Here is a 24,807-nt window from a genome sequence, read left to right as displayed (position 1 = left end):
GCTAAGTCTCTCAGCATCATGGGCCAGCCTCTGGCACGAAAGCCACGCTTTTTCCCTTCGGGAACCTCTTTAGCCTTCGCTTCTGCGCCATAGGTTCTGGCAGCATCCACCGTACAAGCGAGGTGAAGTTCTGTCGACATAGTCCGACGCTCGGGCGACGCGGGTCAAAGCCGCTTAAAGCAGCGGGTTAACCGAGGCGCCAATGTCCAGCTTTCGGGCATGACGTGTAACGCCAGTAGACGGTCTGCCCGTGTTCACCGCCGAACGCAGCATTGAGCCCTTGTCCCGACTGACAACATCAGCCCAACTCGTCTGCCGCTTGCGATGAACAGCGGAGTGTCAGGCCGTTAAAAGATTGAGCATCGGGCCGAGCTAGGTGCCGTGCAGCATCATGTAAACCGTGCCGAGATCCTTAGGCAATGCCTTGAAGCATTCTATTGCCAGACAGCGCTGCGCTGCTTACGGACCACTGCCGACGGGCGAATCTTTGACTATTTAGAGCCGAGGCACGGCGATCTCCGTCCTGTAGCTAAGACTGCGCCTTAACCGCTCGGCAGTTTCAACAGCCACTTACGTCTAGGTGATAGCGTTCGCAGACTCCCTTCATAGCCCGAGAACTGCATCGATCGACTATTCATTTAATGGTGACACCGCTGCTGCGTGGTGCCGAAAGGCAGGCTGCTGCTTTAGCTTTCAGGCTGATTTGGGTATGCGAGGACCCAGCTTATAGCGCGTTTCAGCTTATCGCGCACGCTGACATCAAGATCCACGAGGCCAAGGTGAGTTGGGTTGGCATTGAATTGGCCATGATAAAGGACGGCGTTACCATTTGGCTTGCCAAGCAAGAAAAAAATTTCGCCATCCGACCGCTTGAAGACCAAACCTTCGCGTTGGCGAATGGTGTCTACTGTGAATTCTCGCATTTTCTTCACCTTCCTTTTGGGGTGGCGATGGCCTGGACAGACGAATACGTCTGGCGATCGCCGCCTGTAAGTGCGCTGGCGCGGGGGGTTAAAGCCTGTTGCGAAGCTCGATAGCCACTTAGCCATTTACACCCCGTGCTTCCATAGCTTGGTGCGACGCCCAAGTGCGTCCAATCCAAGCATGGGGAAGCCTGAATTAACCTTGCAGTGGGGCTCGCTAACTTTGTTCCGTGCACGCCGCCTGCAAGCGCTAGTCAGGACCGACCCTGATTCACCTTGGGCAAGCTTCGGATGAGAAGCGCAAGCATCTTCTCGTCGACTAAGTTCGCTGCCTCGTCGGGGGCGAACCAAGCTCGCTTGCGCTGAAACCGTTCCGGCCACTTCGATGCTTCCTGCGTGACAAGCATTAGGAAGACTATACACTCGCAGACACGCATAGCTCCGTCGTCGAGGACCTTGGTATAAGCGTACGAACCCACCGGCATCGGGCTGATGATACCCTTGATACCAGCCTCCTCGCGCGCTTCAAGCTCTGCCACGGCCCGCGGCTTCTTGCCCAGGATGGGCCAGCCCTTGGGAATTACCCAGCGGCCGGTCCCACGGGAGGTGAGCAGCAGCACTTCAGGATGGCCAGCTCGGCCGGGGCGGTAGGGAAGTACGCCATACTGAATGCTTCCTGATCGGTCGGATTTTGCCATGGCATGATACAGCGCTTCGTTCAGGACGGTGGAGCTGGAGCTTAACTGAACTCCTGCCGTCCAGGTTAACACAGCGTCATCTCTAAGCGGAATCGGCAGATCCGATGGGCGCGGATATCACCCTCCAGATCGAGCATTCATTCGCGCGGTAGCAGAGATGGCAAAGCCGCTGAACTGCTTCGAGACGCTGGCCGCACGGAACAGAGAGTCCGAAGTGATGGGCGATGGATGCTCCAGATGCGCCTGGCCGAAACCTGCCAGCGGTAGCTGCCCGCGATGCAGCCCGCTGATCGCCCAGCCTAGGCGATCGTCGCCTGCATGCTCCCGTGACAGGCGAGGGAGGTCCAGGACCTTCGGATCGGGGGCGGCCGCCTCTCCGGAGGTGGTGCCCAGCGCGGCACTCGCCGCAAGAAGGCGTGCGACGCCGCGGCGGCCAATGGAGGCATACATGGCAATCACCAACGGTGGTCCATCTGCACGGTTACAACGCGCCCGGCCCCAAAGTAGCAGTTCACCGCGGAGACGCAGCTGCTCGTGTGGCGTTTGTCGGTCAGGTTGCTGACGCTGACGCCGATCCGCGCTCCTTCGAGCTGCGGCGTCAGCTGTCCGAGGTCATAGCGAAGCGCCGCGTCCACCACAAAGGATGAAGGTACCTTCAGGGTGTTGGCGCCATCCGCATAGGTTGAGCCGATGTGGCGGCCGCCCAAGCCGGATCCCAGCCTCTGCAGGCACCCTTCTGCGAAGCCGCGGTCGAAGCCGGAGGGAGGCGGTGCTCGCAGGCATGCCATAGGGCCGGTTGCCCTGGTCACCACTGTTGCTCCGGGTCGTCTCGGCTTCAGTATAGCTGTAGGAGGCCACCGCATTTAGTCCCTCCCGCAGGCTAACATGCGCCGAGAGCTCGATGCCGCGAGCGTGGATCTCGCCATGCTGCACCAGGAAGCCAGTATGCAGCGGATCGGTAAGCGTTGCTCCAGGGCCCAAGGCCCGCATCGACGAGCTCATGCCGTGGTGCTGGGCCACGACCAGCCCGTGCTGAGCCCTACAACGCTGCTATGGGTCTCGGAGCAACGCTTACGAAGCAAACGCTGGGTCTGCCGTCCTGGTAACGCTGCGCTCGAAGGCGGACGCTCGGCAATGCCTATGCGGCTGCTTGATGCGGCGCTTCCCAGGGGCAGGGAGCGGTACCCATTCGGCGCAGGGCCTGTGATTGCATGGAAGAGCGCGATTGGTCGGCGGCCCCATTGAATGCCTCGTGGCGCTAGGAAGCCGGGATCGACCAATGCTCGGATGGCCCGGCCGATGAGGAAGCATTCATGAGCTCACCCGCGGACAGCGGCGAGGTTGCCAAAGGCCAAGAGCCCAAATTTCACACATCGTCGCAGCGGCGGGGGCGTCTCCACTTCAAGAGACCAGCTTCCTCGATGCCATCGACTTCGCCGAGGAGACGGAGGAGTGGGCTGCTGTGCGGATCTATCCCGACAGCAAGGCGGCCGCAGCCCTTGACACCTCTGCCGACACTTCGATCGCAGCCCACATGCGGGACCTCCGCGCCCGCTTGGCGGAGACCGAGGCCCACGAGGCTGCCCAGGGGCTGGGAAGCCTCCGCACGCCCGCCCATCCTTTCAACAAGCGCATGGACGAGATGATGCGAAGGCTGGAAGAGAGCTGGGAGCGCGCTAGCTGGGCGAGCTAGCCAAGGCCAGGACGCATTCGACTGCCAATGCGCGTCTTCAACGCGGCATTCGACGCTCTCTCCCAATTCTCGAAAACCTCGTCGAGGAAGAGGTCAGGGACGAGACTTTCAGGCCCCTCAACGACGAAGCAATGGCTGCCGTCCTGCTGCTCGATCCGCCAGAGATTCCATTCCTCATCCGGATGGTCGCGGTTATCCAGACATGCCTGGCCAAAAGGATCTGTAGCGCCTGGCAGAGCTGAACAAGGTTCCTCGGGCACATATCCTTCCCGCAAAGAGGCAACTTGTTGGCCCTTGAAGGTCGCGATGTCGTTAGAGGCGGCGCGTTCAGCATGCTGGCTGCGCGCAAACGGCCCCAGCAATCTGCCGCTCGGTCCACGACAAAACCAGCAAGCCTTCGGCGGTTGTGCGGTCAGCTTTAGCGCCACCGACCATGCAAGGCCGCCGCCTGCCACGCTGAACCAGTTGCCCATCTTCCGCTCCTAAAACCTTGGAAGGCGATTATGCGCCAGCGAGAGCCTTGGTCCAGGGCAAGACTGCCTCTGCCTTGGGCAGCTACGAGGTAGCAAAGCGATCACCGCTTGCCCCAAACCTCTGGAGCCAAGGATCTCCAATGTTCCTGCCCTCAGTTTTCCGGCGCCCTTCTCGCGCATGACGACGGTGACCGGCTGGAGCATGTGGGTGGCATCGTCGGCACCACCACTTCCGGTGATGCCAATGATGCTGCCCACTCGCTTTTAGGCGAACGCTAAGCCGCTCTTGGCAACACGCACCAACTCCAGCATCGGTGACCCATCGGCGTCCGGCGTTACCGGCGCCTGTCCTTTCGCAAGTGGGGCGGGACGTGGTTGCCGAAAATCGTGTTCTTAGCAGGCGCTCGCCACCACTCTGCATCCGGCTCCGCCTGCTGCTGCGGTGCTGGCCTCGCGGCCGCGGCGACGGACGTGGGCCCGACGCGATCGCCGGTCTACTCACGCAAATGGCGCGGCGCGGCCGACTGGCTGCGGGCCAGGTGCGGCGGCCGCGCACGACCATGCGCCTACGGGCGCGATGAATCTCGGAGCGGGAGCGATTTCGGCTGAGCATAGGGATTCAGGCAGCTAGCCCGGTGCTGCGGTCGTACGGCTGGACTTCCTGCTAGGAAGCTGCGGGCCACTCCCCGGCGTCAGGCGGTCACAAGGGGGCGAATTAAAGTGATCGGCGGCAGCGCAGCGTCTTTTCCGTGCGGCCCTCGATCCCGGCGAGCTGGTCCGCAGACGGCGCAGCACGGCGGCCGGGACTGACATCGGTAACCCGATGCCAAATTAGGTGACTGAGCGGACGCCAGCGTGAGACCGAGAAAGCGGAGCGTTGGCGGTGCTTTAGCAGGTGCTCGGCAACCGGGCTGGAGATCAGCTGGCCGCCGGACGGATAAGGCTCGATGCGCCCGTCGTACGTAGCACCTAGAACAAAGCGCCCTCTACCTCACCGGGAATGCGCTGGATTAACCGAACGGTGGCCAGGAGAGAGAAGGAGCGGTCCCTGAAGGGCGGAACGCACATCGGGTCACGGTCATCCGGTCAAGAGCAAAAAGCCCGCTGAACGTAACTTGGCAAGAGCAGTACCGCGTCAGCCCCTTACATGAACAGGCTGACGCACCACGTGACGGAATGCTCTGTGAGCCTAACCTGGGTAAATGCGCTCGATGGCGGTAGTGGTAGTCATGGGTTTAGAGACATCAATGCCATGTTTGAAACTACATATCGCGCCAAGCGCGTTCTAATTGTCGAAGGTTGTCACCAGGCAGCCGAAGTGATTGCCTTCTGCGTCGAAGATATTGGCGCAGGTGTTGCTGGACCCGTTGCCGATGCTCAGGAGGCGCTGCGGTTACTGAGTGAAGAGGATGTGGGCGCCGTCCTACTTCCCACCAGCGAGGAAGGCGGAGTGACGGTCGAATTGAAGAATTATTTGCATTCTCGGGCAGCATCTTTTCTGGCGGTGACTTGGCCCTTCTCGGAACAAGAGCTGAAAGCGGCGCTTCGGGACTTTCTTGGTATTCGCACCGATCTACGGCTAGCCTGAGAGCCACAAATATGTTTCAGAATGAAACCATTGATGCAGAATGGTTTCGCCGCCATATGCAGGCAGGCGTTCCTTCTCCGGTGCAGCCTTGGCTGCTCGCCCGTGCCGATACGAGAGGAGTGCAATGATCAGGTGTGCTGAGCTTCTTTCGATGCGGCGCGTCCTCGTGATTGAACGTCGCTACCTGGTGGCCCGAAGCTTGTGCTCACAACTGGCCCGCTATGGGCTAGCTGTCGCAGGCTTTGTTCCAGCAGCGGAGTATGCATTGCCGCTGCTGCAGGATGCTGGGATCGATGTCGTCCTACTTAGCGATGAGGCGCGGCGGAGCGAGGCCGGTCATGCGTTACTCAGGCAGTTGGAGCACCGAGGTGCTCAGGTAGTGAACGTGGAGGCGGTGTTGGCTGCGCTGGATATTTCTTCGCTCCCGACTGCACCGACAGACGTACATATTCGATCCGGCGCTCTGCCGAGCGCTACCTGGGCCATGCTGCGCCCTCTTTGACAGACTCCGCTAAATGCGTAGGCAGGCTGGCTGCGTTCACCATTCGGCACCCGGCAGCTCCATCTAAGCTTTAGCGATTTACTTATGTAGTCGCAGGTCTGGAGCGTTGCCTGCCACCGTGAACATGAACGTAGATGCATCGGCGCAAGCTCTGGCATGTGGCGCTGGTTTTTAGGAACGACACATGGCGCATCTGCGTTTAACGCAGGCGGAAATCGGTTGCAGGCAGGTAAGCCATCGGCCTACGGAACGGCTTAGTACACCCTTTACGCGAGGTCAGGTTTTGCTGCTTGGCGGCACCCGCGCGCGAGACGACCGGGAACTCCCATGTCAGGCATACGCGAACTCCGACTAACGAGTAGAGAAGGGTTCCTTCTCTCAATCCTGGAAGGCACTACTGACTGCATCAAGGTGTTGGACCTTCGTGGGCGCCTGCTGTTCATCAATAGCCCCGGTCTCCAGCTGTTTGAAACCTCTGCAGCATCCGATGTGATCGGGTCCGACTGGACAGCCTTTTGGCCGGATCAACTTCGGGGTGCCGCCCAAGGAGCCATCAGAGCGGCCGCCAAGGGAAAGCCCACTCGTTTTGTTGGTGCAGGTCGCACCTTCCGCGGAACCCTGAAGTGGTGGGACAACGCGCTTGCACCTGTTTTCGGGGACAGCGGAACCGTCGAGTATATCGTCTGCATCTCCCGAGATGTCAGCGAGCGGCACGCAGCCGAGGACAAGCTGCAGGTTACGCAGACGTTCCTCGACCAAGTGCTTGAGCACGTGCCGGTAGGGGTCTTCGTCAAGAGCGTCGCCACCGGTGTGTACGAGCGGGTGAACCGGACCGCCGAGCAGATCTTCGGCCGAGGTCGCGACGGCTGGGTTGGACGGAGCGATGCCGACCTTTTCCCGGAGGAGCAAGCCCGGTTCTTCCGGCTCTGCGACCAGGAAACGGCCGAGAGCGGCAAGACGATGGTCATCGAAGAGGAGCCGCTCGACACCCCTCATCTTGGCAGGCGTCTGCTGCGGACAAAGAAGGTCCCTCTCCAGGCGGGAGATCGGCCCGCCACGCACATCGTCGGCGTCACGGAGGACATGACCGAAAGCAGGCGTACGGAGAAGGCCTTGCGCGACAGCGAGGCGCGCCTGGCGCGCGCCGTTGCGGCAGCCAGGATGGGCGTCTGGGACTGGAATGTGGAGACTGGTGAGTTCAACGCCTCCAACGGCCTGGAACTTATCTATGGGCTGGCCCCCGGGTCTCTGCGCACCCGCGCGGATGTTCACGCCTCGGTTCATCCGGATGACCTTGCGGCAGTCGGCGAGGCGATGGAGCGCTGTCTGGGAGGTGAGAATGGTGGCTCCTTTGCCAGTGAGTTCCGCACCTCGCCTGCCAATGGGCCCTTGCGCTGGTTGCGGGTGACAGGCCAGGCCGAGCTTGACTGCAACGGCCGCGCCTTTCGGATCAGCGGCGTCACCCATGAGATCACGGAGCGACGAGAGGCGGAGGCGCGGATCGCCTATATGGCGCACCACGACTCGCTTACCGGCCTGCTGAACCGCGGAGCGTGGCAGGAGCGACTCGTTGAGGCAGCAAGGCACAGCCAGCAAGGTGAACCATGTGCCATCCTTCATCTTGACCTGGATCTCTTCAAGGAGGTCAACGACACCTTCGGGCACCCTGCCGGAGATGACGTCCTGCGCTCGGTGGCTACCCGCCTCATGTCCTGCATGCGTGAGGCAGATACTGTGGCCCGCCTTGGCGGCGACGAGTTCGTCATCCTGCGCCGCGGTGAGGACAGCTCCCGCGAGACGGCGGATTTCGCGGCCCGCATCATTGACGAACTGGGGCGCCCCTTCCTGATTGAGGGCCGTCCGGTGACGATAGGTGTCAGCATCGGGGTGGTCCTCGCTCCGCGGGACGGCGATCAATCAGACCAGCTGATGAGGCGGGTTGATCTCGCCTTGTATGCGGCAAAGGGGGACGGGGGCAGGCGGTTCCGCTTCTTTGACCCCGAGATGCAGGCTTGCGCCCAAGCCCGCCGACACCTCGAAGCCGATCTGCAGCGGGCACTCCGGAACGGAGAGTTCGAGCTGCACTATCAGCCACTGGTCGACCTCGCTCACCGCCGGATCAGTGGTTTCGAGGCGCTGCTGCGCTGGCGTAGCCCGGAACGCGGGCTGGTGCGTCCCGACGCCTTCATCCCTGTCGCGGAGGCGACAGGCCTCATCGTGCCGTTAGGAAAGTGGATCCTGGAGCAGGCTTGCGCCGACGCCGCTACCTGGCCGTCGGGCTTGAAGGTCGCGGTGAATCTCTCCGCCGCGCAGGTCTGCGACGGGGGTTTCGAGGCATCGATTGCCGAAGCACTCGCCGCGGCGGGGCTCGCGCCGGAGAGGCTGGAGCTTGAAATCACGGAGTCCCTGCTGCTGCGGGAGACGGAGGACACCGTGGCCATGCTGCGCCGCCTGCGAACGGCTGGCCTCTCCATCTCGATGGATGACTTTGGAACCGGCTATTCGTCGCTCAGTTACCTACTTAAATTCCCCATCAGCAAGGTGAAGATCGACCGCAGCTTCGTCCTGGCCATGGATGAACGGCCGGAGGGCGCGGCCATCATCGGCGCGATCGCCGGGCTTTGCCGGACCTTGGGCATCGCCACCACCGCGGAGGGTATTGAAACAACTGCTCAGCTGCAGCAGGTGGCCAGCCAGGGCTGCACCGAAGGACAAGGCTATCTGTTCAGCCCGCCACGCCCTGCGGTCGAAGCTCTCAACCTCCTCGCCACTTGGGACGCGAGGCTGTCCACCTGAGTTGGGCGGCAGCATCGTCGCCATGCCGCCTTCGCTGAGTGAGACGACATATCGAACGTCGTGGGCGAGTATTAGCGCCCACACGATCAGGGTTGGACTGTCTTGAGGAGAGCAGCTTCTCGACGCTGGCAACCGTTCAGTCAGCAACAACCCATCAACTTGGCGGCCGCAGGCTCTTGATGGAGGAGCATTTCAAAAGGAAGCACCGGCACATGTTGGAAGCAGCTTTGCGTCCATTGCGGACCTCCTTTCGCCGTATTACCCGGTCGAACCTTGAGTTCTCATCGCTCAGCCGTGGCTCCGTGACTTTCACCCTCCTGGTTTGCTTCGCTCTGGTAGGTCTGGAAGGCTGGACTGGGTGGCGCGATTATCATGCGAGCGTTCAGCGGGCGACAACGGCCAACAGCAACCTGGCTCAAAGCCTGGTGCAGCACACGGAAGACGTTTTGGACCGTGCGGACACCGTGCTGGCCCAACTAGTCGAGCGTGTTACCCTGGATGGCACCGGCCCAGCTCTTCGCGCGAGGCTCGATGACCTGTTGCGCCGCGAGGCCGAAAGGCCGCCGGGGGCGCTGTCCTTTTTCGTCTACGGAGCCGATGGGGGCTGGCTGGCTAGTTCGCTGCCGCAAACACCCGGCAGCATGAGCAATGCGGACCGAGAGTATTTCCGCCGCCATCGGGAAAGCGCGGATCCTCAACCCTATCTCGGGCCGCTGGTCATCAGCCGCTCGCGGGGCAAGTGGATCCTCACCCTCTCGCGCAGGGTTCAGGCGTCGGATGGCCGCTTTGCCGGTGTCGTGTTGGCCACGATCGACGCGGAGTATTTTTCCGGCTTCTTCTCCCGCTTTGAACTGGGCCGCGATGGTGCAGCAGCGCTGTTCCGGACCGACGGCACCCTTCTGACGCGGCAGCCCTTCATCGAGAGCCAAGCCGGGCGGAACTTTGCTGACCTGGCCCTGTTCCGGCAGTTGCTGCCGCGGGCGCCTGCGGGGACGAACTGGATCACGTCGCCTTTCGACGGCGTGACCCGGCTGAACTCCTACCGCCGGGCGGAGCGCTACCCTCTAGTCATCGCGGTGGCCGTCAGCGAGCAGGAGGCCCTGGCGGTCTGGCGGCGGGAGATCGTCATCCGAAGTCTGGCGACCGCCCTCGTCATGGTCGTGATCGGCTTTTTAGGCCTGCGGATCTCGCGGCAGGCGCAGCGACGACACCAGGTGGAGAAGGCTCTGGCGGAGAGTGAGGGCTCCTTTCGCCTGCTGGCCGAGAATTCGAGCGATATGGTGTCGCGCATAAACCTCGAGGGCAAACGCACCTATGTTTCCCCCGCCGCCGAGCGCCTGCTGGGTCTGGCTGCCGCGACGCTGATAGGGCGCCCGGCCAACGAGTTCATCGACGCGGAGGATCAGCCTGCCGTGGAGCAGGCGATGGGGCGGCTTCGAACCGGAGAGTTGCGAGAGGCAACGGTGACATTTCGCCTCCACCGCGCCGGACAGGAGACGCTGTGGCTCGAGAGTGCGATCCGGACCACCCATGATCCGCGGACCGGCGAAGCGGATGGAGCCGTCGCCGTGTCACGGGACGTCACGGAGCGCCGCCTGCTGGAGCAGCGCCTGGCGGAACTGGCCAGCACCGACGGACTGACCGGACTGGCAAACCGCCGCGCCTTTGACGACGCCCTGCAGCAGGAATGGCGCCGCTCCACCAGGACCGGGCAGCCACTCAGCCTGCTGCTGCTCGATGTCGACCGCTTCAAGCAGTACAACGACAGCTACGGCCACCAGCAGGGTGACGAATGCCTCAAGGCGGTGGCCCTGGCGGTCCGGTCGATGATCCGGCGGGCCGGTGACGTGGCCGCCCGTTATGGGGGCGAGGAGATGGTGCTGCTGCTACCGAACACCGCTACTACGGGTGGGGAGGAAGTGGCCGAGAAGCTGCGGGCAGCACTGCAGGCGCAGCGGCTGCCGCATGCCGCGAACATACCCTTCGGAGTGGTGACGGCCAGCATCGGCGTCGCGGGCGTCACGCCGGAACTGCAGGCAGAGATTGGGCCAGGTGCCCTGGTTGCCGCGGCCGACAGCGCCCTCTACCGAGCCAAACACGAGGGCCGAAACCGTGTGGTGCTGGCGACATAGGCCCCACCATCCCAACCGGCAGCAGCGGAACCGCGTAACTCCAGGCGGGTGGTGCCCGGCGGCATCAACAATGGGTGGCCAAGCCAGTCGGTCGGCTTGCAGGGCCACACCTCAAATGGCGACCTGACCGGCTGGATACGGCTGCTCCTGCAGTGGAGCCACTGCGATCGGCTGCCCTCGGCTTGCTCTTCCGAAGCCCCTAACCGTTTCAGCGCAGTCGTAGAAGAGGTTCTCACTTGGAGGGTGCCCACGTAAGGTCTGCGCGCAGCCCCAGCGCAGCGGACCTGCCTCTTCGGAGCGTTGGTGCCAAAGGTACCGGCTCGTTCTCGGACCGTACGCAGGAGGCCTCTGAGCTGTTCAGCCTGCTCAGGAAGCGGCCAAACGTATTGCTCGCTAGAATCTAGGAGTGCGGTCACTAAGCGTAAATTCAACAGGTCGGCGCTCTGCGCTCATCCTAGTCCGCCCGGGAGCTTGCCCACCTACTTCGTTGAAGAAAAAGCTTGATCCTAGGTAGAGGAAGGCAGCCCGTTTTCTCATTTCTGTGACGTTAAACTTGAGTAAAGGAAGTATTCACCTCTTCGGTGTCTCCTATCGATGAGAGCCAGGAGTCCCAATCTATGTTAAGATTTGCAAGGTTAAGGTCCATTGAAGGCCGTGTCTTGGTAGTCGAAGACAATGCAGAAAGCGCCGATGTAATCAGTGAATGCTTGGCTAGAGCAGGTGCTGAGATCGTTGGTCCTGTGCCAACACCGGCCGCGGCGCGGCAAGTCCTTCAACACGAGCAAGTCGATGTAGTGCTCTTCGATGCCACTTGGGGAAGCGAGAACGAAGTCGCCCAGCTGGCTAAGGACCTGGAGGCGCGACGTCTGCCTTCACTGATGCTGAACGGGATGCCGTTGTCTGCCGCCTCCCCGCTGCGTGACGGGCGGGCCGAAGTGCTTTGGCCGTTCTCCGAAGCTGTCTTGCAGGAGATGGTCCGCGAGCTGGTGCTGAGGACGCAGCAGGGGTTGCCTTACCAACACTGAGGTCCACCCTGCTCAGCACGATGGCTTTTACCCAACCGGTACGATGGCATGCGCATACATCAACTCCATGTATGGCACAGTCGAGAACCAAGGAGCCAAGTTCAGCCCTGCATCCCAGAGCTGAAACTCTTCACCTGTGTTAAGAGTTGGGCAGGCGGCTAGCCGCTCCCGGATCTTCGCAAGCTGTGAAGGGTGCCCATCATGTCCACCAACAGCCTCCCCTTGCAAGGCAGACGCATCCTGCTCGTGGAACCCACCTATCTTGTTGCCATGGACCTCCGCGATGGCCTGCGGAAGGGCGGCGCCATTGTAGTTGGCCCTGTTGCGCGAGAGGAGCAGGCTCAGACTATCCTCGATCAGGAAGAAGTCGACGCCACGCTGTTTGGAGCTGGGCTGAAGCATGGGGAGGCTCTGGCAACCCGGCTGACGGCGTGGTGCCAGCCGTCGCTCCTGGTCACACTGGTGCCGCTGCCGGTTGACCACCCCTTGTGCTTGGGGCGTCCCCAGTTGGTTCTCCCAACCTGCACGACCCGTCTGCATCAGGCCGTTGGAGCATTGAGGCAACTGAACCCTCCGCCATCGCTAACTTCCCAGTCGCCGTTGCGGGAAGGTGGATTTAGAGCATGCGGCTCGACGATGCCGCCGCATTAGCTCAGGCTTCGGAACTGTGCAGGCGAGCAGCCCCTCGCAACTGGCGCAGGATTCTCTACCCGGTGATGATCTGCCGGATGCGGTTGCCGAGTGCCTCCAGCGTGAAGGGCTTGGTCAGGACGTGCATGCCCGGGTCCAGGTGCCCATGGCTGAGCACCGCGTTCTCGGCGAAGCCTGTGATGAACAGCACTTTCATCCCGGGACGCTCCACCCGCGCCGCATCCGCCACCTGCCGCCCGTTCATGCCGCCTGGCAGGCCAACATCCGTCACCAGCAGGTCGATGCATCGGGGAGACTGCAGGACCCTTAGGGCGGCAGGGCCATCCGGCGCCTCAATGACCTGGTAGCCGAGTTCCTGCAGCACCTCGGAAACCAGCATCCGCACGGTCGGCTCGTCGTCTACCACCAGCACCGTCTCGCCCTGCTCCGCACGCGGTGCCTCCTCCAGGTGCGGAACAGGCTCGGCGGCCTCGCCCGCCCCGAAGTGGCGGGGCAGGTACTGGCAGACCATCGTGCCCTGGCCGACCTCGGAGTAGATGCGGACCTGACCGCCGGACTGCCGGGCGAAGCCGTAGATCATGGACAGGCCGAGGCCGGTGCCCTGCCCAATGGGTTTGGTCGTGAAGAAGGGGTCTAACGCCTTCTCGATCACCTCAGGGGGCATGCCGGTGCCGGTGTCGGACACGCAGAGTGAGACGTACTGGCCGGGCGGCACACCCCGCTCGCGGGCCGCCCGCTCATCGAGCCACCGGTTCCCGGTCTCGATGGTGATCCGGCCGCCCTGCGGCATGGCGTCGCGCGAGTTGATGCAGAGGTTAAGCAGCGCGTTCTCGAGCAGCCCGGGATCCACCAAGGTCGGCCAGAGCCCGCCTGCCGCCACCATCGGCTCCACCTCGATGGCAGGGCCGACGGTGCGCCGGACCAGCTCCTCCATGCCGCGGACCAGCCGGTTCACGTCGGTGGGCTTGGGGTCCAGAGTCTGGCGCCGGGAGAAGGCCAGCAGGCGGTGGGTGAGGGCGGCGGCGCGCTCGGCGGCTCCATGCGCGGCCGTGACGTAGCGCTCAAGGTCGTGGGTCCGCCCCTGCATGATGCGCCTCCGCATGAGCTCCAGGTTGCCGGTCACGCCCGTGAGCAGGTTGTTGAAGTCGTGAGCGAGGCCGCCGGTCAACTGGCCCACCGCCTCCATCTTCTGGCTCTGGCGCAGGGCCTCCTCGGTTCTGACGCGCTTCGCGACCTCGTCCGCCACGCGCTGTTCCAGCGTGCCATTGAGCTCGAGCAGCCTGGCCTCGTTCCGCTTGCGCCGGGTGATGTCGCGCGCGATCAAGGAGACGCCCACGATGGCGCCGCCGCCGATCGGACCGGCGGACACCTCCAGCGTTCGAAAGGCGCCGTCCCTGGTCTGCACCCGCAGCTCCTGCGGCGTCACGCTCTCCCCCGCCGCTGCCTGGGCCAGCAGGGCCGCCGCCGCCGTCCTGTCCTCGTGCGCGACCAAGCTAGTGAAGTCCTTGTCGGACACCTCGTCCCAGCTCGCCTCGAAGAGGCGCGTGGCGGCGGCGTTCCAGCCGACGATGGCGCCGTCGCAGCTCGTGGCCACCAGCGCGTCCGGCGCGTTCCGCAGGATGGTGGACAGGTAGCGCTCCGTCAGGGCGTTGCCGCCCTCATGGTGCTCCGCGAGATCGCGGGGCCCGAGGCGCGTCACCTCCGAGATCCTGGCGTTCAGCCGACTTTGCAGGCTATCGGCGGCCTGGCGCCGCGTCACGCTCTCGCAGGCTTCCGCCAGAGCGCGGCGAAGTTCCGCCAGTCCCGCGTTAGCAGGAAGCACCCGGGCGTCCGCGATCTCCGGGGAGAAGGGGAGCATGCGCCGCACGTTCGCGAGGCGCTCCGGCGCCGTGACGAAGATGATGTCTCCGGCAGGCCGCTGGCGCCTGAAGGTCGCCGCGGCGGCCAGCGGGCTGGCATGAGACGGGGAAATCACCAGGATGTCCACGCCCTGGGCGGGCTCCGCTTCCTCAGCCACGGACACCTCAATCCCGGACGGTCCGTCCATCCGTGCCCTGGCCCAAGCGTCGGGTTCCGGGCCTATCAGTATCAGAGCGCGCATCTTCCCTCCGGCTACAGGAGAGGCAGGCCTAGCACCGACCGCCCCAGCCAGCCCTTCAGCAGGTGGGTGGTGGGGGACATGACATGCGCCGCCTGGGCGTCGCGGATGAGGCGCGCCAGCTTGCCGTTCTCCTGGTAGCCCCGGCCGCCGAGCAGAGTCATGGCGGTGTTGGTGACCACAACGACGGTGTCGGCCACATCGATCTTGGCGGCGAACAGCGCCCGCGCCGCGTCCGGCGCGCCCTGGTCGCCCGCCCTGGCGGCGTGCTGCAGCAAGCGGCGGCAGCGCTCCACCTGGACCCACATCTCCGCGACCTTCTCTCCCAGGGCGGCGTTCTCGGCCAGCCGCTCGGAGGTGTGCTCTTGGCGGTGATGCCGCAGGTGCTCCACCGCCAGGTCGAAGGCCGCCTGGGCGATGCCGAGGTAGGTTCCCGCCATGGCCACCAGGAAAAAGGGCGCCACCACCTCGAACACGAACCAGATCTGGTCGCCCTCGCGGCCGAGCAGGTTGCCTTCGGGCACCTCGACACCGTTCAGCGCGGCGGCCCGGGAGCTGTTGCCCCGCATGCCGATCCCGTTCCAGACTGGTCCCCATTCGAGGCCGGGAGCGTGCCGGTCAACGAGGAGGCAGGTGAAGGTGCCGGGGTCCAACTCGGCGCCGGGGGCGACGGCGGACATGACGTAGGAGTCCGCGTGGTCACCGCTGGTGACGAAGCTCTTGTTGCCCTGGATCCGGTAGCCGTCCGCCTCGCGGCGGAAGGTCGCCCGTGGCAGGTAGAAGTGGGCGCCGGTGCCGGGCTCGCTCAGCGCCAGGGATGTGATGTGCCGTCCTTCGGCGATGGGGCGGAGGTAGTGCTCCTCCTGGGATGGCGTCGCCTTGGCCGCGATGACCGCGGTCGCCACGCAGTGCATGCCGAAGCACATGGCGGTCGAGCCGCACGTCCTACCGAGCACCTCGGTCACCTGGGCCAAGGCCAAGAGCCCCTCGCCGAGCCCGCCCAGCCGCTTGGGGACGTGCAGGCCGAGGAGTCCGTTCGCGCCGAGGGCCTGCAGGGTCTCGAGCGGCCAGTGCCCTTCACGGTCGACGGTTTCAGCCAGCGGCGCGGCAACACGGAGCGCCACGTCCTCGGCCGCGTGGACGAGGCTCGTAACGTTCGGTCCAGAGGGTAGGTTAAGCATGGGCGCAGCAATTCGTGGGCGCCTGCATTTCGGGCTGCTCGGCAGGAGGGAGCCTGCCCCGTGGGCCTCGGACGCCTCCTCGCTGGCCGAGGCCAAGCCAGAGCGAAGAGCGACCCGGAGGCGCCATCGTATGAGTGGAAGCGAGGGCCAAGTCCTCTCCATGTCATCCAGGCTGGGCGGTGTCAAAGCCTACCGGATCTTGCGCTACTTGCTTCGCCGGGAACTGAGATGCTTCGCCCATGCGAGGGAGGGCAGCTGACCAACCTCGCAGGAGCGGCTATGGCCGTTAAGCTTCAGCCTGAGGCTCGCCACTTCAAGAGATCCGGCTCGGAACATGAGAGTGTTGAGCCACCTGGCACTCGGCAGGTTGCCAGCCACGCTTGCACAAGTCACAAAAAGGCGCTTGGCACGCCTCCCGTGCGCGAACAATGACTGGCGCAACCAGGAGTTGTTCATGCGAGAAGATCTAAGAGCTGAAGCGACCATGGCCGTGTTGGCCGAGTCAAATGGAAGTCACGCGCGTGAACCGCTTGCTGCTGGTTGAGGACGAAATCATGGTTCGCACGGTCACCAGGGAGGTGTTCGAGGAGGGCGGCTTCGAGGTTGTGGAAGCCGGGACCGGGGACGAGGCCATCCGGCTGCTCGACCATCTGGACCAAGTCGACATCCTCGTCACCGACGTGCGCATGCCGGGTCGGTGCGACGGGGTCGACGTCGTGCACCACGCGCGGTTCCGTTTCCCTCAAATTCCCGTCATCGTCGCCACCGGGTACGCGGCGAACATCCGGGAACGCCTGAAGCCGTTCAGCCCCGAGGCCGTCCTGATTGAAAAGCCCTACCGGCTGGACCGCCTGGCGGCCCTCGCACGGCATCTGTCGGGCGAGAACGAGCGCGGAATCAAGCCGCGGGACTTCACGTAGACGATCCGCCGATCAGCTCCTTAATCCGGCTTGCTAGTGCTTCCAGGGCGAAAGGCTTGGTCATGACGTGCATGCCCGGCGCCAGGTGCCCGTTGCCGACCACGGCGTTCTCGGCATAGCCGGTGATGAACAGCACCCTCAGCTCCGGCCGGGTGAGGCGCGCGGCATCCGCCAGCTGGCGCCCGTTCATGCCGTTCGGCAGGCCGACATCGGTCACCAGCAGGTCGATGCGCGCGTCGGAGCGCAGGATGCCCAGGCCGGAGGCGCCGTCCGAGGCCTCCACCGCGGCGTAGCCGAGATCCTCCAGCACTTCCGTGACCAGCATGCGGATGGTCGGCTCGTCATCCACCACCAGCACCGTCTGTCCCACCAGCGCCCTCGGCGCCTGGGCGAGGCTGGGCATCTCCTCCGCCGCCTCCACCTCGCCGACATGGCGCGGCAGGTAGAGCCGCACCGTCGTGCCCTGGCCGAGCTCGGAATAGATCCGCACCTGCCCACCCGTCTGCTTGGCGAAGCCGTAGATCATCGACAGCCCAAGCCCCGTGCCTTGGCCCAGCGGCTTCGTGGTGAAGAACGGGTCGAAGGCGCGGGCGATGACCTCGGGCGGCATGCCGGTGCCGGTGTCGGTCACGCTTACCGTGACATACTGGCCGGGCGCCATGTCCCGTTCTTTCGCGACACGGGTGTCCAGCCAGGCGTTGGCCGTCTCCACCGTCAGGCGGCCGCCCTCCGGCATGGCGTCACGCGCGTTGATGGCGAGGTTCAGCAGCGCGTTCTCCAGCTGGTGGGGGTCCACCAGCGTCGACCAGACCCCGGCGGCGCCGACCACCTCCAGCGTAATGGCGGGGCCAATGGTGCGCCGGACCAGCTCCACCATTCCCGTGACCAGCCGGTTCACGTGGGTGGGGCGCGGGTCCAGCGTCTGCTGGCGCGAGAAGGCAAGCAGCCGGTGCGTCAGCGCCGCCGCCCGCTTGGCGGCACCGTCGGCAGCCGCGACGTAGCGCTCCAGCTCCCTGAGCCGACCCTGCGCAATGCGGGTGCCGAGCAGCTCCAGAGAACCGGTGATGCCGGTCAGCAGGTTGTTGAAGTCGTGCGCGATGCCGCCGGTGAGCTGCCCCACCGCCTCCATCTTCTGCGCCTGCCGCAGCTGCTCCTCGGCATGCAGCAGCTCCGCCGTGCGCTCAGCCACGCGCTGCTCCAGCGTCTCGGTCAGGGCACGCAACTCGGCGGCCACCCGGTCACGCTCCGCCTCCACCGCACGCCGCTCTTCCACGTCGAGCACAACGCCGGGAAAGTTCAGCGGCGTGCCGTCCGGCGCGTGCTCGACGCGGCCGTTCGCCTCGATCCAGCAGTACCTCCCGTCAGCGCGCCGTACCCGGTACTGGTGGACGTAGGGGCCACCGCGGGCGATCGCCTCGTTGGTGGCGGTGACCAGCCCGGCCTTGTCGTCAGGGTGAACGGTGGCAACCATCTGCTCGAAGCTGAGGCCGATCTGCCCAAGAGCGGGATCAAGGCCGAAGGTGCGGGTGAAGGCCTCGTCCACCGTCAAGCGGTCGGCGGGGAGGTCCCAGTTCCAGGTGCCGATGATGGCCCCGGCCGCGAGGGCGAGCTGCACGCGCTGGATGTTCTCCTGCGCCAGCGCCTCGCTGGCGCGCAAGCGTTCCTCGGCGGCGTGCCGCTCTGTGACGTCGCCGAAGATGATCGCGATCTGCCGGTCCGCGGGGTCGCCGACCGGCACGGCGCGGACGTCGAACCACCGCGCGAACGCCTTGGCGTAGCTCTCGAAGCTCATCGGTTCGCGCGTCTTCGCGACGTGCCCGTAGGTGTCGAACCAAAACTGCTCCAGCTCCGGGGCATACTCGGTGACCCACTTGCCGCGCAAATCCACGCCAGCCTGGCGGGCGAAGGCATCATTGGCTTCGAGGAAGCGGTAATCAACGGGACGGTCGTCCGAGTCGAACTTGACCTGCACGATTGCGAACGCGGCCTCCACCGTCTCCAGGATCGTCCTGAAGCGCTCCTCGCTGGCGCGCAGGGCGGTTTCCGCTGTCCGCACCTGGGTCAGGTCGAGCATGGCGCCGATCATGCGGACCGGGCGGCCCTGGCCATCCCGGATGACGTAGCCGCGGTCCAGCACCTCGGCGTAGCTGCCATCCGCCCGCCGGAAGCGGTACTCCCCGGCCCAGTGCTCGCCTGTGCCGTCGAGGACGGCGTGGATGGCGCCGTCGACCCAGCCCCGGTCCTCGGGATGGATCTGCGCGATCCACCAGTCACCCGTCGGCTCGACCTGCTCGGGCCGCCAGCCATAGGCGGCCTGCAGCGCCTCGTTCCAGGAGACGGCGTTGCTCCGCTGGTCCCAGTCCCAGATCGCATCGCTGGTGGCTCGCTGGGCCAGCCGGTGGCGCTCCGACAGGGCGTCCAGCGCGGCGCCTGCTTCGTGCTGCTCCGTCCGGTCGCGCAGCACCTTCACGAAACCCACCGGCTGTCCCGCCTCGTCGCGCAGCGGCGTCATGGCCCCGCTGGCCCAGAACCGGGTGCCGTCCTTGCGCAGGTGCCAGCGCTCGTCATTGGCGCGCCCATCCCGCAGGGCGCCGCGCATCTCCACCTCGATGCGGCCAGCGGCGCGATCCTCGGGCGTGAAGAAGCGCTCGGCGGTCTGCCCCAGCATCTCCCGTTCGGTCCAGCCGAGGACGTTCTCGGCGCCGGTGTTCCACCGGGTCACCTGCCCCTGGAGGTCGGTCGCGACGATGGCGAAGTCGGTCGGACTGTCGACGATCTGCCGGTCGCGGGCGGCGGTGCTCCGCTGCGCCTCGTGCGCCCGGTCCCGCTCGGCGGCGGCGCGGCGCAGCTCGAGCTGGCTCATCACCTGCCGAGACAGGGTCTGGAGCGCGAAGCGTTGCCCTTCCGTCAGGCCCTGCGGCCGCGGCGCTGTGTCGAGCACGCAAAGCGTTCCCAGCGGCAACCCTTCCGGTGTCCGGAGCAACTCGCCCGCGTAGAAGCGCAGCCCAAGGTCTGTGGCGACCAGCGGATTGCAGGCGAAGCGGGGGTCCTCGAGCAGGTCCGGGATGACCAGTTCGTCCTGGCTGAGCAGCAGCCGGGCGCAGATGACGCTGTCGAGCGGCATTTCGCGCACGTCGAGGCCCACCTCGGCCTTGAACCACTGCCGGTCGGCGTCGATGAGGTTTATCGCAGCAATGGGCGTCCCGAGCAGGCCAGAGGCCATGCGAACGAGGTCGTCGAAATCCCGCTCGGCTGGGGTGTCCAGCACCCCGTAGCGCTTGAGGGCCGCGAGCCGTTCGGCCTCGGTCCAGCTGGAACCCTGATGTGCGTCGTCCATGGTCCTCAGATGCTCCCGGCACAGCAGGCGATATCGCCCGCCGCAAAGCTTCGAGCCCGAGCGGTTCGTGACTGCGCGAGGTGGCACATCTCGGTTCGAAGCCAAGCCAACATTCGATCACTCGGGAGCGTGGAAGGGGGGGGACATAGCAGCCCTGTTCCAGGAAATCATCATCCCTGAACATGGCCACAACTTGGGCTTCGCAGTTTCAGTAGGGGCGATTACATCCGTCACTCACCTCGCCCAGGGAAACAGCATAACCTTTGCTTTTCGGGGTCAGTAGAACGCGGAACGGGGCGCCAGGTGCCACCTGCTCATCGCCGCTCTGGCGCGGTGAGGCTCAGCAGCAGGCTCACCAGATCACTTTCGTCCACCATGCGGGCCGCATCGGCCAGGGTGAACCAGCGCGTCTCCCGCTGCTGCCGTTCCGGCCAGTTCTCCAGTTGCTGGGTGACCCAGAGCGGATAGACACCAACCTTGCAGAGCACCTTCTGGCCGTTGTCGAGGTGCTTCTCGTAGGTGAAGTCGCCGACCGCTTCCGGCGAGACATCTCCCACCAGCCCGGCCTCCTCGAAAGCCTCCTTGGCGGCGAGATCGTGCGGCGCCACGCCCACCTCGGCCCAGCCCTTGGGCACCATCCAGCGGCCGGTCCCGCGGGTAGTTACCAGCAGGACCATGGTTTCGCCATCCTGGACCCTGAGCGGGAGCGCGGCGACCTGCCGCCCTGGCCGCTTCTTCTTCGGGTTCAGGGGAAGCTTCGTGGGCATGCTAGGCAGAATGACTCCCGATCGGCGGTAGGCGGCGGCACCCGCGCGCCTTGCCCTCAACCGGACGGCATGTGCTGGCGTTGCACATTGCACCAACTCGAAGGAGCATCAACCATGCGCGCGCACCTTCTTACCGCCGTGACCGGCCTCGCCCTGCTGGCTGCACCGCTGGCAGCGACTGCTCAGACCACGCCTTCCACCGGCACGCAGGCAGGCATGCAGATCGATGCGAACCACATTCGCGCCAAGCAGCTGATGGACCGCGACGTCTACACCACCGACAACACCGAGATTGGCGAGGTCGAGGATCTCGTGATCGACCCCGCGAGCGGCCGGGTCACCACCGTCGTCATCGAGGTGGAGAACCGCCTTGGCCTGACCGACAAGCATGTGGCGGTGGACCTGAACCAGCTCCGCGTGACGCCGGGCGAGCGCCGCATCACCATCAACATGACGCGCGACAACGTCCGCTCGCTGCGTGGCGTCACCTATAACGATTAGCCGCAGATCCCAGCGCTCCGCCGCGGGACAAGCCATTGCTGACACCGATGCAGTGAATGCTGCGCGGCAGCATAGAAAGATGCGGGGGTTAGCTCTCTCGTGGCGAGCCGGGCGGCCACTGTAGGTGGAGTGGCCTGATGCAGGTCTTGGCTGCATCAGGCCGTGAGTTTAGGCAGCATCATGTCCCGCAGGCGAAGCAGCTGCCCTTTGACCGGTTCGTGCAGGTCAGGAACGTGCCGCTATCAAAGGGGGATCCCTTCAGAAGCCAGGTCATCTGAGCGCCGTACGGAATGCGGTCCCGGCCGATGCTTGCGAGGAGATCAGGGGCGACGCCGTCCTGGTCCGCGGGCAGGCCCAAGGCGCGATGACGACATGCTCGGCGGAAGGGCACCACGAGCACGCTCAGGCGTCAACTTTCCCCTCCAAGGTCGAACCTATCGATGAAGGCGGCCACATCCCATTCGCTGCCCTCGCCGTGGTCTTCTCGCGCTCGGGAGCCGTAGAGGACGAGGGCGCGCAGGCGGCCGGGGAACGCCTCCTCCACGGCGGCGGGGGAACCGGCGAAGGGCATCGGTGCCCGCCTGACCGACGGCCCGTACAGCGAATCGCGCAAATCCACGCCCTCAGCGGACGGTGCACTCTCCGTCGCCCAAGCACCGACTGAGGTTCCTCGTCCGTCCTGGATGAGCCAGTGGTTGTAGTCGGCACCTGCCTCGGCCCTGAGCGCTCGCTGACGGTCCTAGCGCCTGCGCAGGAGCTCCTCGTCGAGCTGGTGAGCTTGGGTGCGAGTGGGGTAGGGCCTGCCATCAGGGCCATGGTGACCACGCTCGGCCAGCAGCTTGGCCACCCTGCCAAGGTCGCGGTCGAGATCTTTGGAGGCGAGGCGGCGAGCTTCACCCTGGACAATCGGATCAACTGGGTAGGGCGGCATGGAGTCCTCCGGCCGCCATGCTAGCCTAGGCGCCGTAAGCCGTGGCAGGCGCCGATGAACATCCTATGCTGCCCAGACGTTTTGGTGTCGATGAGGGGAAGCAGACCATGAGCCTGGCAACCTACACCCTGAAGATGGCCGCCGTGACCGCACCAGCCGCCGCGCTGCTGGCTTTCAGCGGTGAGCCAATGCCCGTGGGCTGGCTGGACGGCATCGTGGATCCTGGGGCGACTGTCGGCAAGGCGGCGCTCGTGCTTGGCATGTGGGTGGCTGGAGCGGCCGCCACGGCAGGGGGCACCGTTGGGATCGTCTGGCTCTCGTGGGAGTTCTGGCGGGAGCGGCGTCAGCGAACTGAGACGTGTTCGCCAAACCGTCGGACTTCGCGCGCCGTCGGAACCCCGAGGCTTGAGCGTTGACTTCACCACCAGCGGCGGCACTAGGGAAAGGGTGGGGGGCTGTTGTGCAACTGCCGCTCGCTGACCTGCAGCCGAGGCGCGATCATGGGATTGACCCGCGCTCTATTTGACCGCGCCGTAAACTTACCGCCGGTGCCCGCCATCTACTCAAACAGGGCTTCGGAGGCGTGTAAAACGTAGGCTGGTCAGCGAGAGCAGACCGTGATGCCTTAGGGAACGTCGGGGCCGGAGCGTTACGGCACATCCGGTGACCTACACCGCAATAGCCGCAGTCTGCACAAGCGGTTCTGGCTGATGCCTGTGCACCATAACCGCTGCAGGATGATTTCCGCTCGGGCTGCGGCTATGCCGTCCAGCGACATTAACGGTCGCACTCTCGGCGTTGCGGCCAGAAAGCAGTTTTGCTTGCGGCACTGCTGATGGCGGCCTTTGAGAAGGCCATTCCGAGGCGGGGTGTCACAGAGCCCTGTACGCAACGAAGGCCGCGATCTGGGTGTTGGGGAGGATCATGACCGCAGACCAAGACACCTCAACAATGGAAACCGAGATCAAGTTCCTCCTGCCGGAAGGCATGCAGGATGCAGTGGACGCACATCCCCTGCTGCAAGGTGCCGAAAGCCGATCTTCCCGGCAGGAGGTGACAACCTATTACGACACGTCGGCGCAGTCGTTCCGACTGGCAGGTGCGTCGCTCAGGTTACGGGAGGCCGACGGTCGTTGCGTGCAGACGCTGAAGCTGCCTCGCGACGGCAACGCCTTCTCCCGCCACGAATGGGAATGGCAGCTCGCAGGGGATCAGGTGGATCTGTCGCTCCTGCGAGACACGCCGTTGAGGGACTTGGCCGCGGAGAAGGTGGAACCAGTCTTCACCAGCGGTGTCACCCGGACGGTGCGTGTCCTCCGCCCGTCATCGGGCGGCCTCATCGAGGTGACCACGGACGTTGGGTCGCTTTGGGCTAAGGGCCAAACTGTAGCCCTGAGCGAGCTGGAGCTTGAACTCAAGGGCGCCGCTCCTGCCGCGCTGTATGAACTGGCCCTGGCGCTGCAGTCGACGCTTCCTTTGGTGCTCGGTCCCGAAAGTAAGGCCGCGCGTGGATGGCGCCTTGTTACTGGTGCGCCGCCTGAGGCGGTCAAGGCAGACGCGCCCACCATACCCACAGGCGTCACCGGCACCGAAGCCATCAACCGCCTTGTATCCAGCCTCATCGCATCCCTGGTGGACAATCAGCCTGCCGCCGCTGCGGCGGATGCCAAGGGCGTCCATCGCATGCGCATTGCCGTGCGTCGCCTGCGGACCGCTCTGACTTTGTTCCGTCCCCACCTTGCAAAGGGAGATGAGGCCCGCTTCACCGAGACGCTCCGCCGGTTGGGCCGCATCCTGGGCGAGGCCCGGGACTGGGATGTGTTCTGCTCGGAAACACTGGTGGATGCCGCGGGCAGCGTCCCAGCCCCGTTCATGTTGGCCTTACGGGGAGCAGCAGAAGCCGAACGCAAAAGCGCCCATTCCAGGCTGTCCGATGAATTCGCGCAGCCGCACCTGACGCACCTGGTCATCGACCTATCGGCCTGGGCGCTCGACGTTGCGCGGACAGGGAGTGGCGACGTGCTGTCTCGCCCGATCGAGGAGACCGCACCGGATCTGCTCGAACAGTTGGAGCGAAAAGTCAGGACGCGGGGCAAGCGCATCCGGCGCCGCAGTGGGGAAGAACTGCATGGGCTGCGGAAAGCCCTGAAGCGCTTCCGCTACGCCCTGGAATTCATGGCGCCGTTGATGAAGGCCGACCAGGTCAAGGGCCAACTGCATCACTGCAAGGGGCTGCAGGAGGACCTGGGCATGTTCAACGATTCCGTCGTGGCCGAGACGCTTGCGCAGCGCCTGGCCGATGAGACGCCGGAACTAGGTCCTGCTGCGGCAGCCTTGACGTCATGGGCGGAGGAGCGGCGGACCGCAGCAGTGGGCCATCTTCAGACGGCATGGCGCGAGTTCAAGAAGGCACCATCTCCGGAGGCACTGGGATAACTTTCGACTAAAGCGGTCGGCATCTGATCAGGCTTGCGAGAAACTGGGGCGCCAGCTCCTGAACCGGAAGATGACGCCCGGCGCCCAGCTTCCGACCGACGCCCTGGCGCACGCGCGACAGCGGCTCATGGTCACTGCGGCAGGCGCTATTCCGC

At 64.8% G+C, this 24,807-nt stretch carries 19 protein-coding genes; 10 read left to right on the top strand and 9 right to left on the bottom strand.

Annotated elements, in window-relative coordinates; translation table 11 throughout:
• Positions 1-641: 641 nt before the first annotated feature.
• Positions 642-1,037, top strand: a complete 396-nt coding sequence (locus GVN67_RS01560; RefSeq protein WP_159992508.1) for a hypothetical protein — start codon at positions 642-644, stop codon at positions 1,035-1,037.
• Positions 1,038-1,177: 140 nt separating this feature from the next.
• Here the strand turns inward: GVN67_RS01560 and GVN67_RS01555 are convergent, their stop codons facing one another.
• From GVN67_RS01555 to GVN67_RS01545, 3 genes are all read right to left on the bottom strand, one after another.
• The gene (locus GVN67_RS01555) at positions 1,178-1,621 is read right to left on the bottom strand and encodes an NUDIX hydrolase (protein WP_159992543.1); all 444 of its coding nucleotides are present in this window, start codon (positions 1,619-1,621) and stop codon (positions 1,178-1,180) included.
• Between the two features lie 117 nt (positions 1,622-1,738).
• The gene (locus tag GVN67_RS01550) at positions 1,739-2,071 is read right to left on the bottom strand and encodes a serine hydrolase (protein ID WP_159992507.1); all 333 of its coding nucleotides are present in this window, start codon (positions 2,069-2,071) and stop codon (positions 1,739-1,741) included.
• A 5-nt stretch (positions 2,072-2,076) separates the two neighbouring features.
• On the bottom strand, positions 2,077-2,328 hold the full coding sequence (locus tag GVN67_RS01545) for a TonB-dependent receptor (protein ID WP_159992506.1): 252 nt from the start codon (positions 2,326-2,328) through the stop codon (positions 2,077-2,079).
• A 755-nt stretch (positions 2,329-3,083) separates the two neighbouring features.
• On the opposite strand from GVN67_RS01545, the gene GVN67_RS01540 reads away from it, so the two are divergent.
• Positions 3,084-3,314, top strand: a complete 231-nt coding sequence (locus tag GVN67_RS01540) for a hypothetical protein (RefSeq protein WP_159992505.1) — start codon at positions 3,084-3,086, stop codon at positions 3,312-3,314.
• Here GVN67_RS01540 and GVN67_RS01535 read toward each other — a convergent pair.
• Complete coding sequence (locus GVN67_RS01535) at positions 3,311-3,787, bottom strand: hypothetical protein (protein WP_159992504.1); 477 nt, start codon at positions 3,785-3,787, stop codon at positions 3,311-3,313. The genes GVN67_RS01540 and GVN67_RS01535 overlap by 4 nt on opposite strands.
• A gap of 1,147 nt (positions 3,788-4,934) precedes the next feature.
• Here GVN67_RS01535 and GVN67_RS01530 point away from each other — a divergent pair.
• The 4 genes from GVN67_RS01530 to GVN67_RS01515 all read left to right on the top strand — a co-directional run bounded on the left by GVN67_RS01530 (position 4,935) and on the right by GVN67_RS01515 (position 11,830).
• Complete coding sequence (locus GVN67_RS01530) at positions 4,935-5,375, top strand: hypothetical protein (protein ID WP_159992503.1); 441 nt, start codon at positions 4,935-4,937, stop codon at positions 5,373-5,375.
• A gap of 829 nt (positions 5,376-6,204) precedes the next feature.
• The gene (locus GVN67_RS01525) at positions 6,205-8,673 is read left to right on the top strand and encodes an EAL domain-containing protein (RefSeq protein ID WP_159992502.1); all 2,469 of its coding nucleotides are present in this window, start codon (positions 6,205-6,207) and stop codon (positions 8,671-8,673) included.
• A 179-nt stretch (positions 8,674-8,852) separates the two neighbouring features.
• Entirely contained in the window at positions 8,853-10,805 is a 1,953-nt protein-coding gene (locus GVN67_RS01520) for a diguanylate cyclase domain-containing protein (protein WP_159992501.1), read from the top strand.
• 794 nt (positions 10,806-11,599) lie between these two features.
• Positions 11,600-11,830 (top strand): hypothetical protein, encoded by a 231-nt coding sequence (locus tag GVN67_RS01515; protein WP_159992500.1) that lies wholly within the window; start codon positions 11,600-11,602, stop codon positions 11,828-11,830.
• Between the two features lie 27 nt (positions 11,831-11,857).
• Here GVN67_RS01515 and GVN67_RS01510 read toward each other — a convergent pair whose 3' ends face one another.
• From GVN67_RS01510 to GVN67_RS01500, 3 genes are all read right to left on the bottom strand, one after another.
• On the bottom strand, positions 11,858-12,232 hold the full coding sequence (locus GVN67_RS01510; RefSeq protein WP_159992499.1) for a hypothetical protein: 375 nt from the start codon (positions 12,230-12,232) through the stop codon (positions 11,858-11,860).
• 304 nt (positions 12,233-12,536) lie between these two features.
• Positions 12,537-14,468, bottom strand: a complete 1,932-nt coding sequence (locus GVN67_RS01505) for a PAS domain-containing sensor histidine kinase (protein ID WP_200845079.1) — start codon at positions 14,466-14,468, stop codon at positions 12,537-12,539.
• A 125-nt stretch (positions 14,469-14,593) separates the two neighbouring features.
• Positions 14,594-15,760, bottom strand: coding sequence for an acyl-CoA dehydrogenase family protein (locus tag GVN67_RS01500; RefSeq protein ID WP_159992497.1), 1,167 nt, complete (start codon positions 15,758-15,760; stop codon positions 14,594-14,596).
• A gap of 521 nt (positions 15,761-16,281) precedes the next feature.
• On the opposite strand from GVN67_RS01500, the gene GVN67_RS01495 reads away from it, so the two are divergent.
• Complete coding sequence (locus GVN67_RS01495; protein ID WP_159992496.1) at positions 16,282-16,680, top strand: response regulator; 399 nt, start codon at positions 16,282-16,284, stop codon at positions 16,678-16,680.
• On the opposite strand, the gene GVN67_RS01490 is transcribed toward GVN67_RS01495, so the two are convergent.
• Together GVN67_RS01490 and GVN67_RS01485 are read right to left on the bottom strand one after the other, a co-directional pair.
• Positions 16,673-20,017: a PAS domain-containing protein gene (locus tag GVN67_RS01490; RefSeq protein ID WP_159992495.1), complete on the bottom strand. Its 3,345-nt coding sequence runs from the start codon at positions 20,015-20,017 to the stop codon at positions 16,673-16,675. The two genes, GVN67_RS01495 and GVN67_RS01490, sit on opposite strands and share 8 nt — an antisense overlap.
• Positions 20,018-20,331: 314 nt before the next feature.
• Positions 20,332-20,784 (bottom strand): NUDIX hydrolase, encoded by a 453-nt coding sequence (locus GVN67_RS01485; RefSeq protein WP_159992494.1) that lies wholly within the window; start codon positions 20,782-20,784, stop codon positions 20,332-20,334.
• A 114-nt stretch (positions 20,785-20,898) separates the two neighbouring features.
• Here GVN67_RS01485 and GVN67_RS01480 point away from each other — a divergent pair, with 114 nt between their 5' ends.
• From GVN67_RS01480 to GVN67_RS01470, 3 genes are all read left to right on the top strand, one after another.
• Complete coding sequence (locus tag GVN67_RS01480; RefSeq protein ID WP_159992493.1) at positions 20,899-21,285, top strand: PRC-barrel domain-containing protein; 387 nt, start codon at positions 20,899-20,901, stop codon at positions 21,283-21,285.
• A gap of 996 nt (positions 21,286-22,281) precedes the next feature.
• Complete coding sequence (locus GVN67_RS01475) at positions 22,282-22,632, top strand: hypothetical protein (protein ID WP_159992492.1); 351 nt, start codon at positions 22,282-22,284, stop codon at positions 22,630-22,632.
• 535 nt (positions 22,633-23,167) lie between these two features.
• Positions 23,168-24,652, top strand: a complete 1,485-nt coding sequence (locus GVN67_RS01470) for a CHAD domain-containing protein (protein ID WP_159992491.1) — start codon at positions 23,168-23,170, stop codon at positions 24,650-24,652.
• The last annotated feature ends 155 nt before the right edge of the window (positions 24,653-24,807 follow it).

Origin of the sequence: Roseomonas sp. 18066 (assembly GCF_902706185.1) — a bacterium.
Classification (GTDB): Bacteria; Pseudomonadota; Alphaproteobacteria; order Acetobacterales; family Acetobacteraceae; genus Pseudoroseomonas.
Note: the sequence above shows the minus strand (reverse complement) of the source record. Positions and strands in the feature narration are given on the sequence as shown.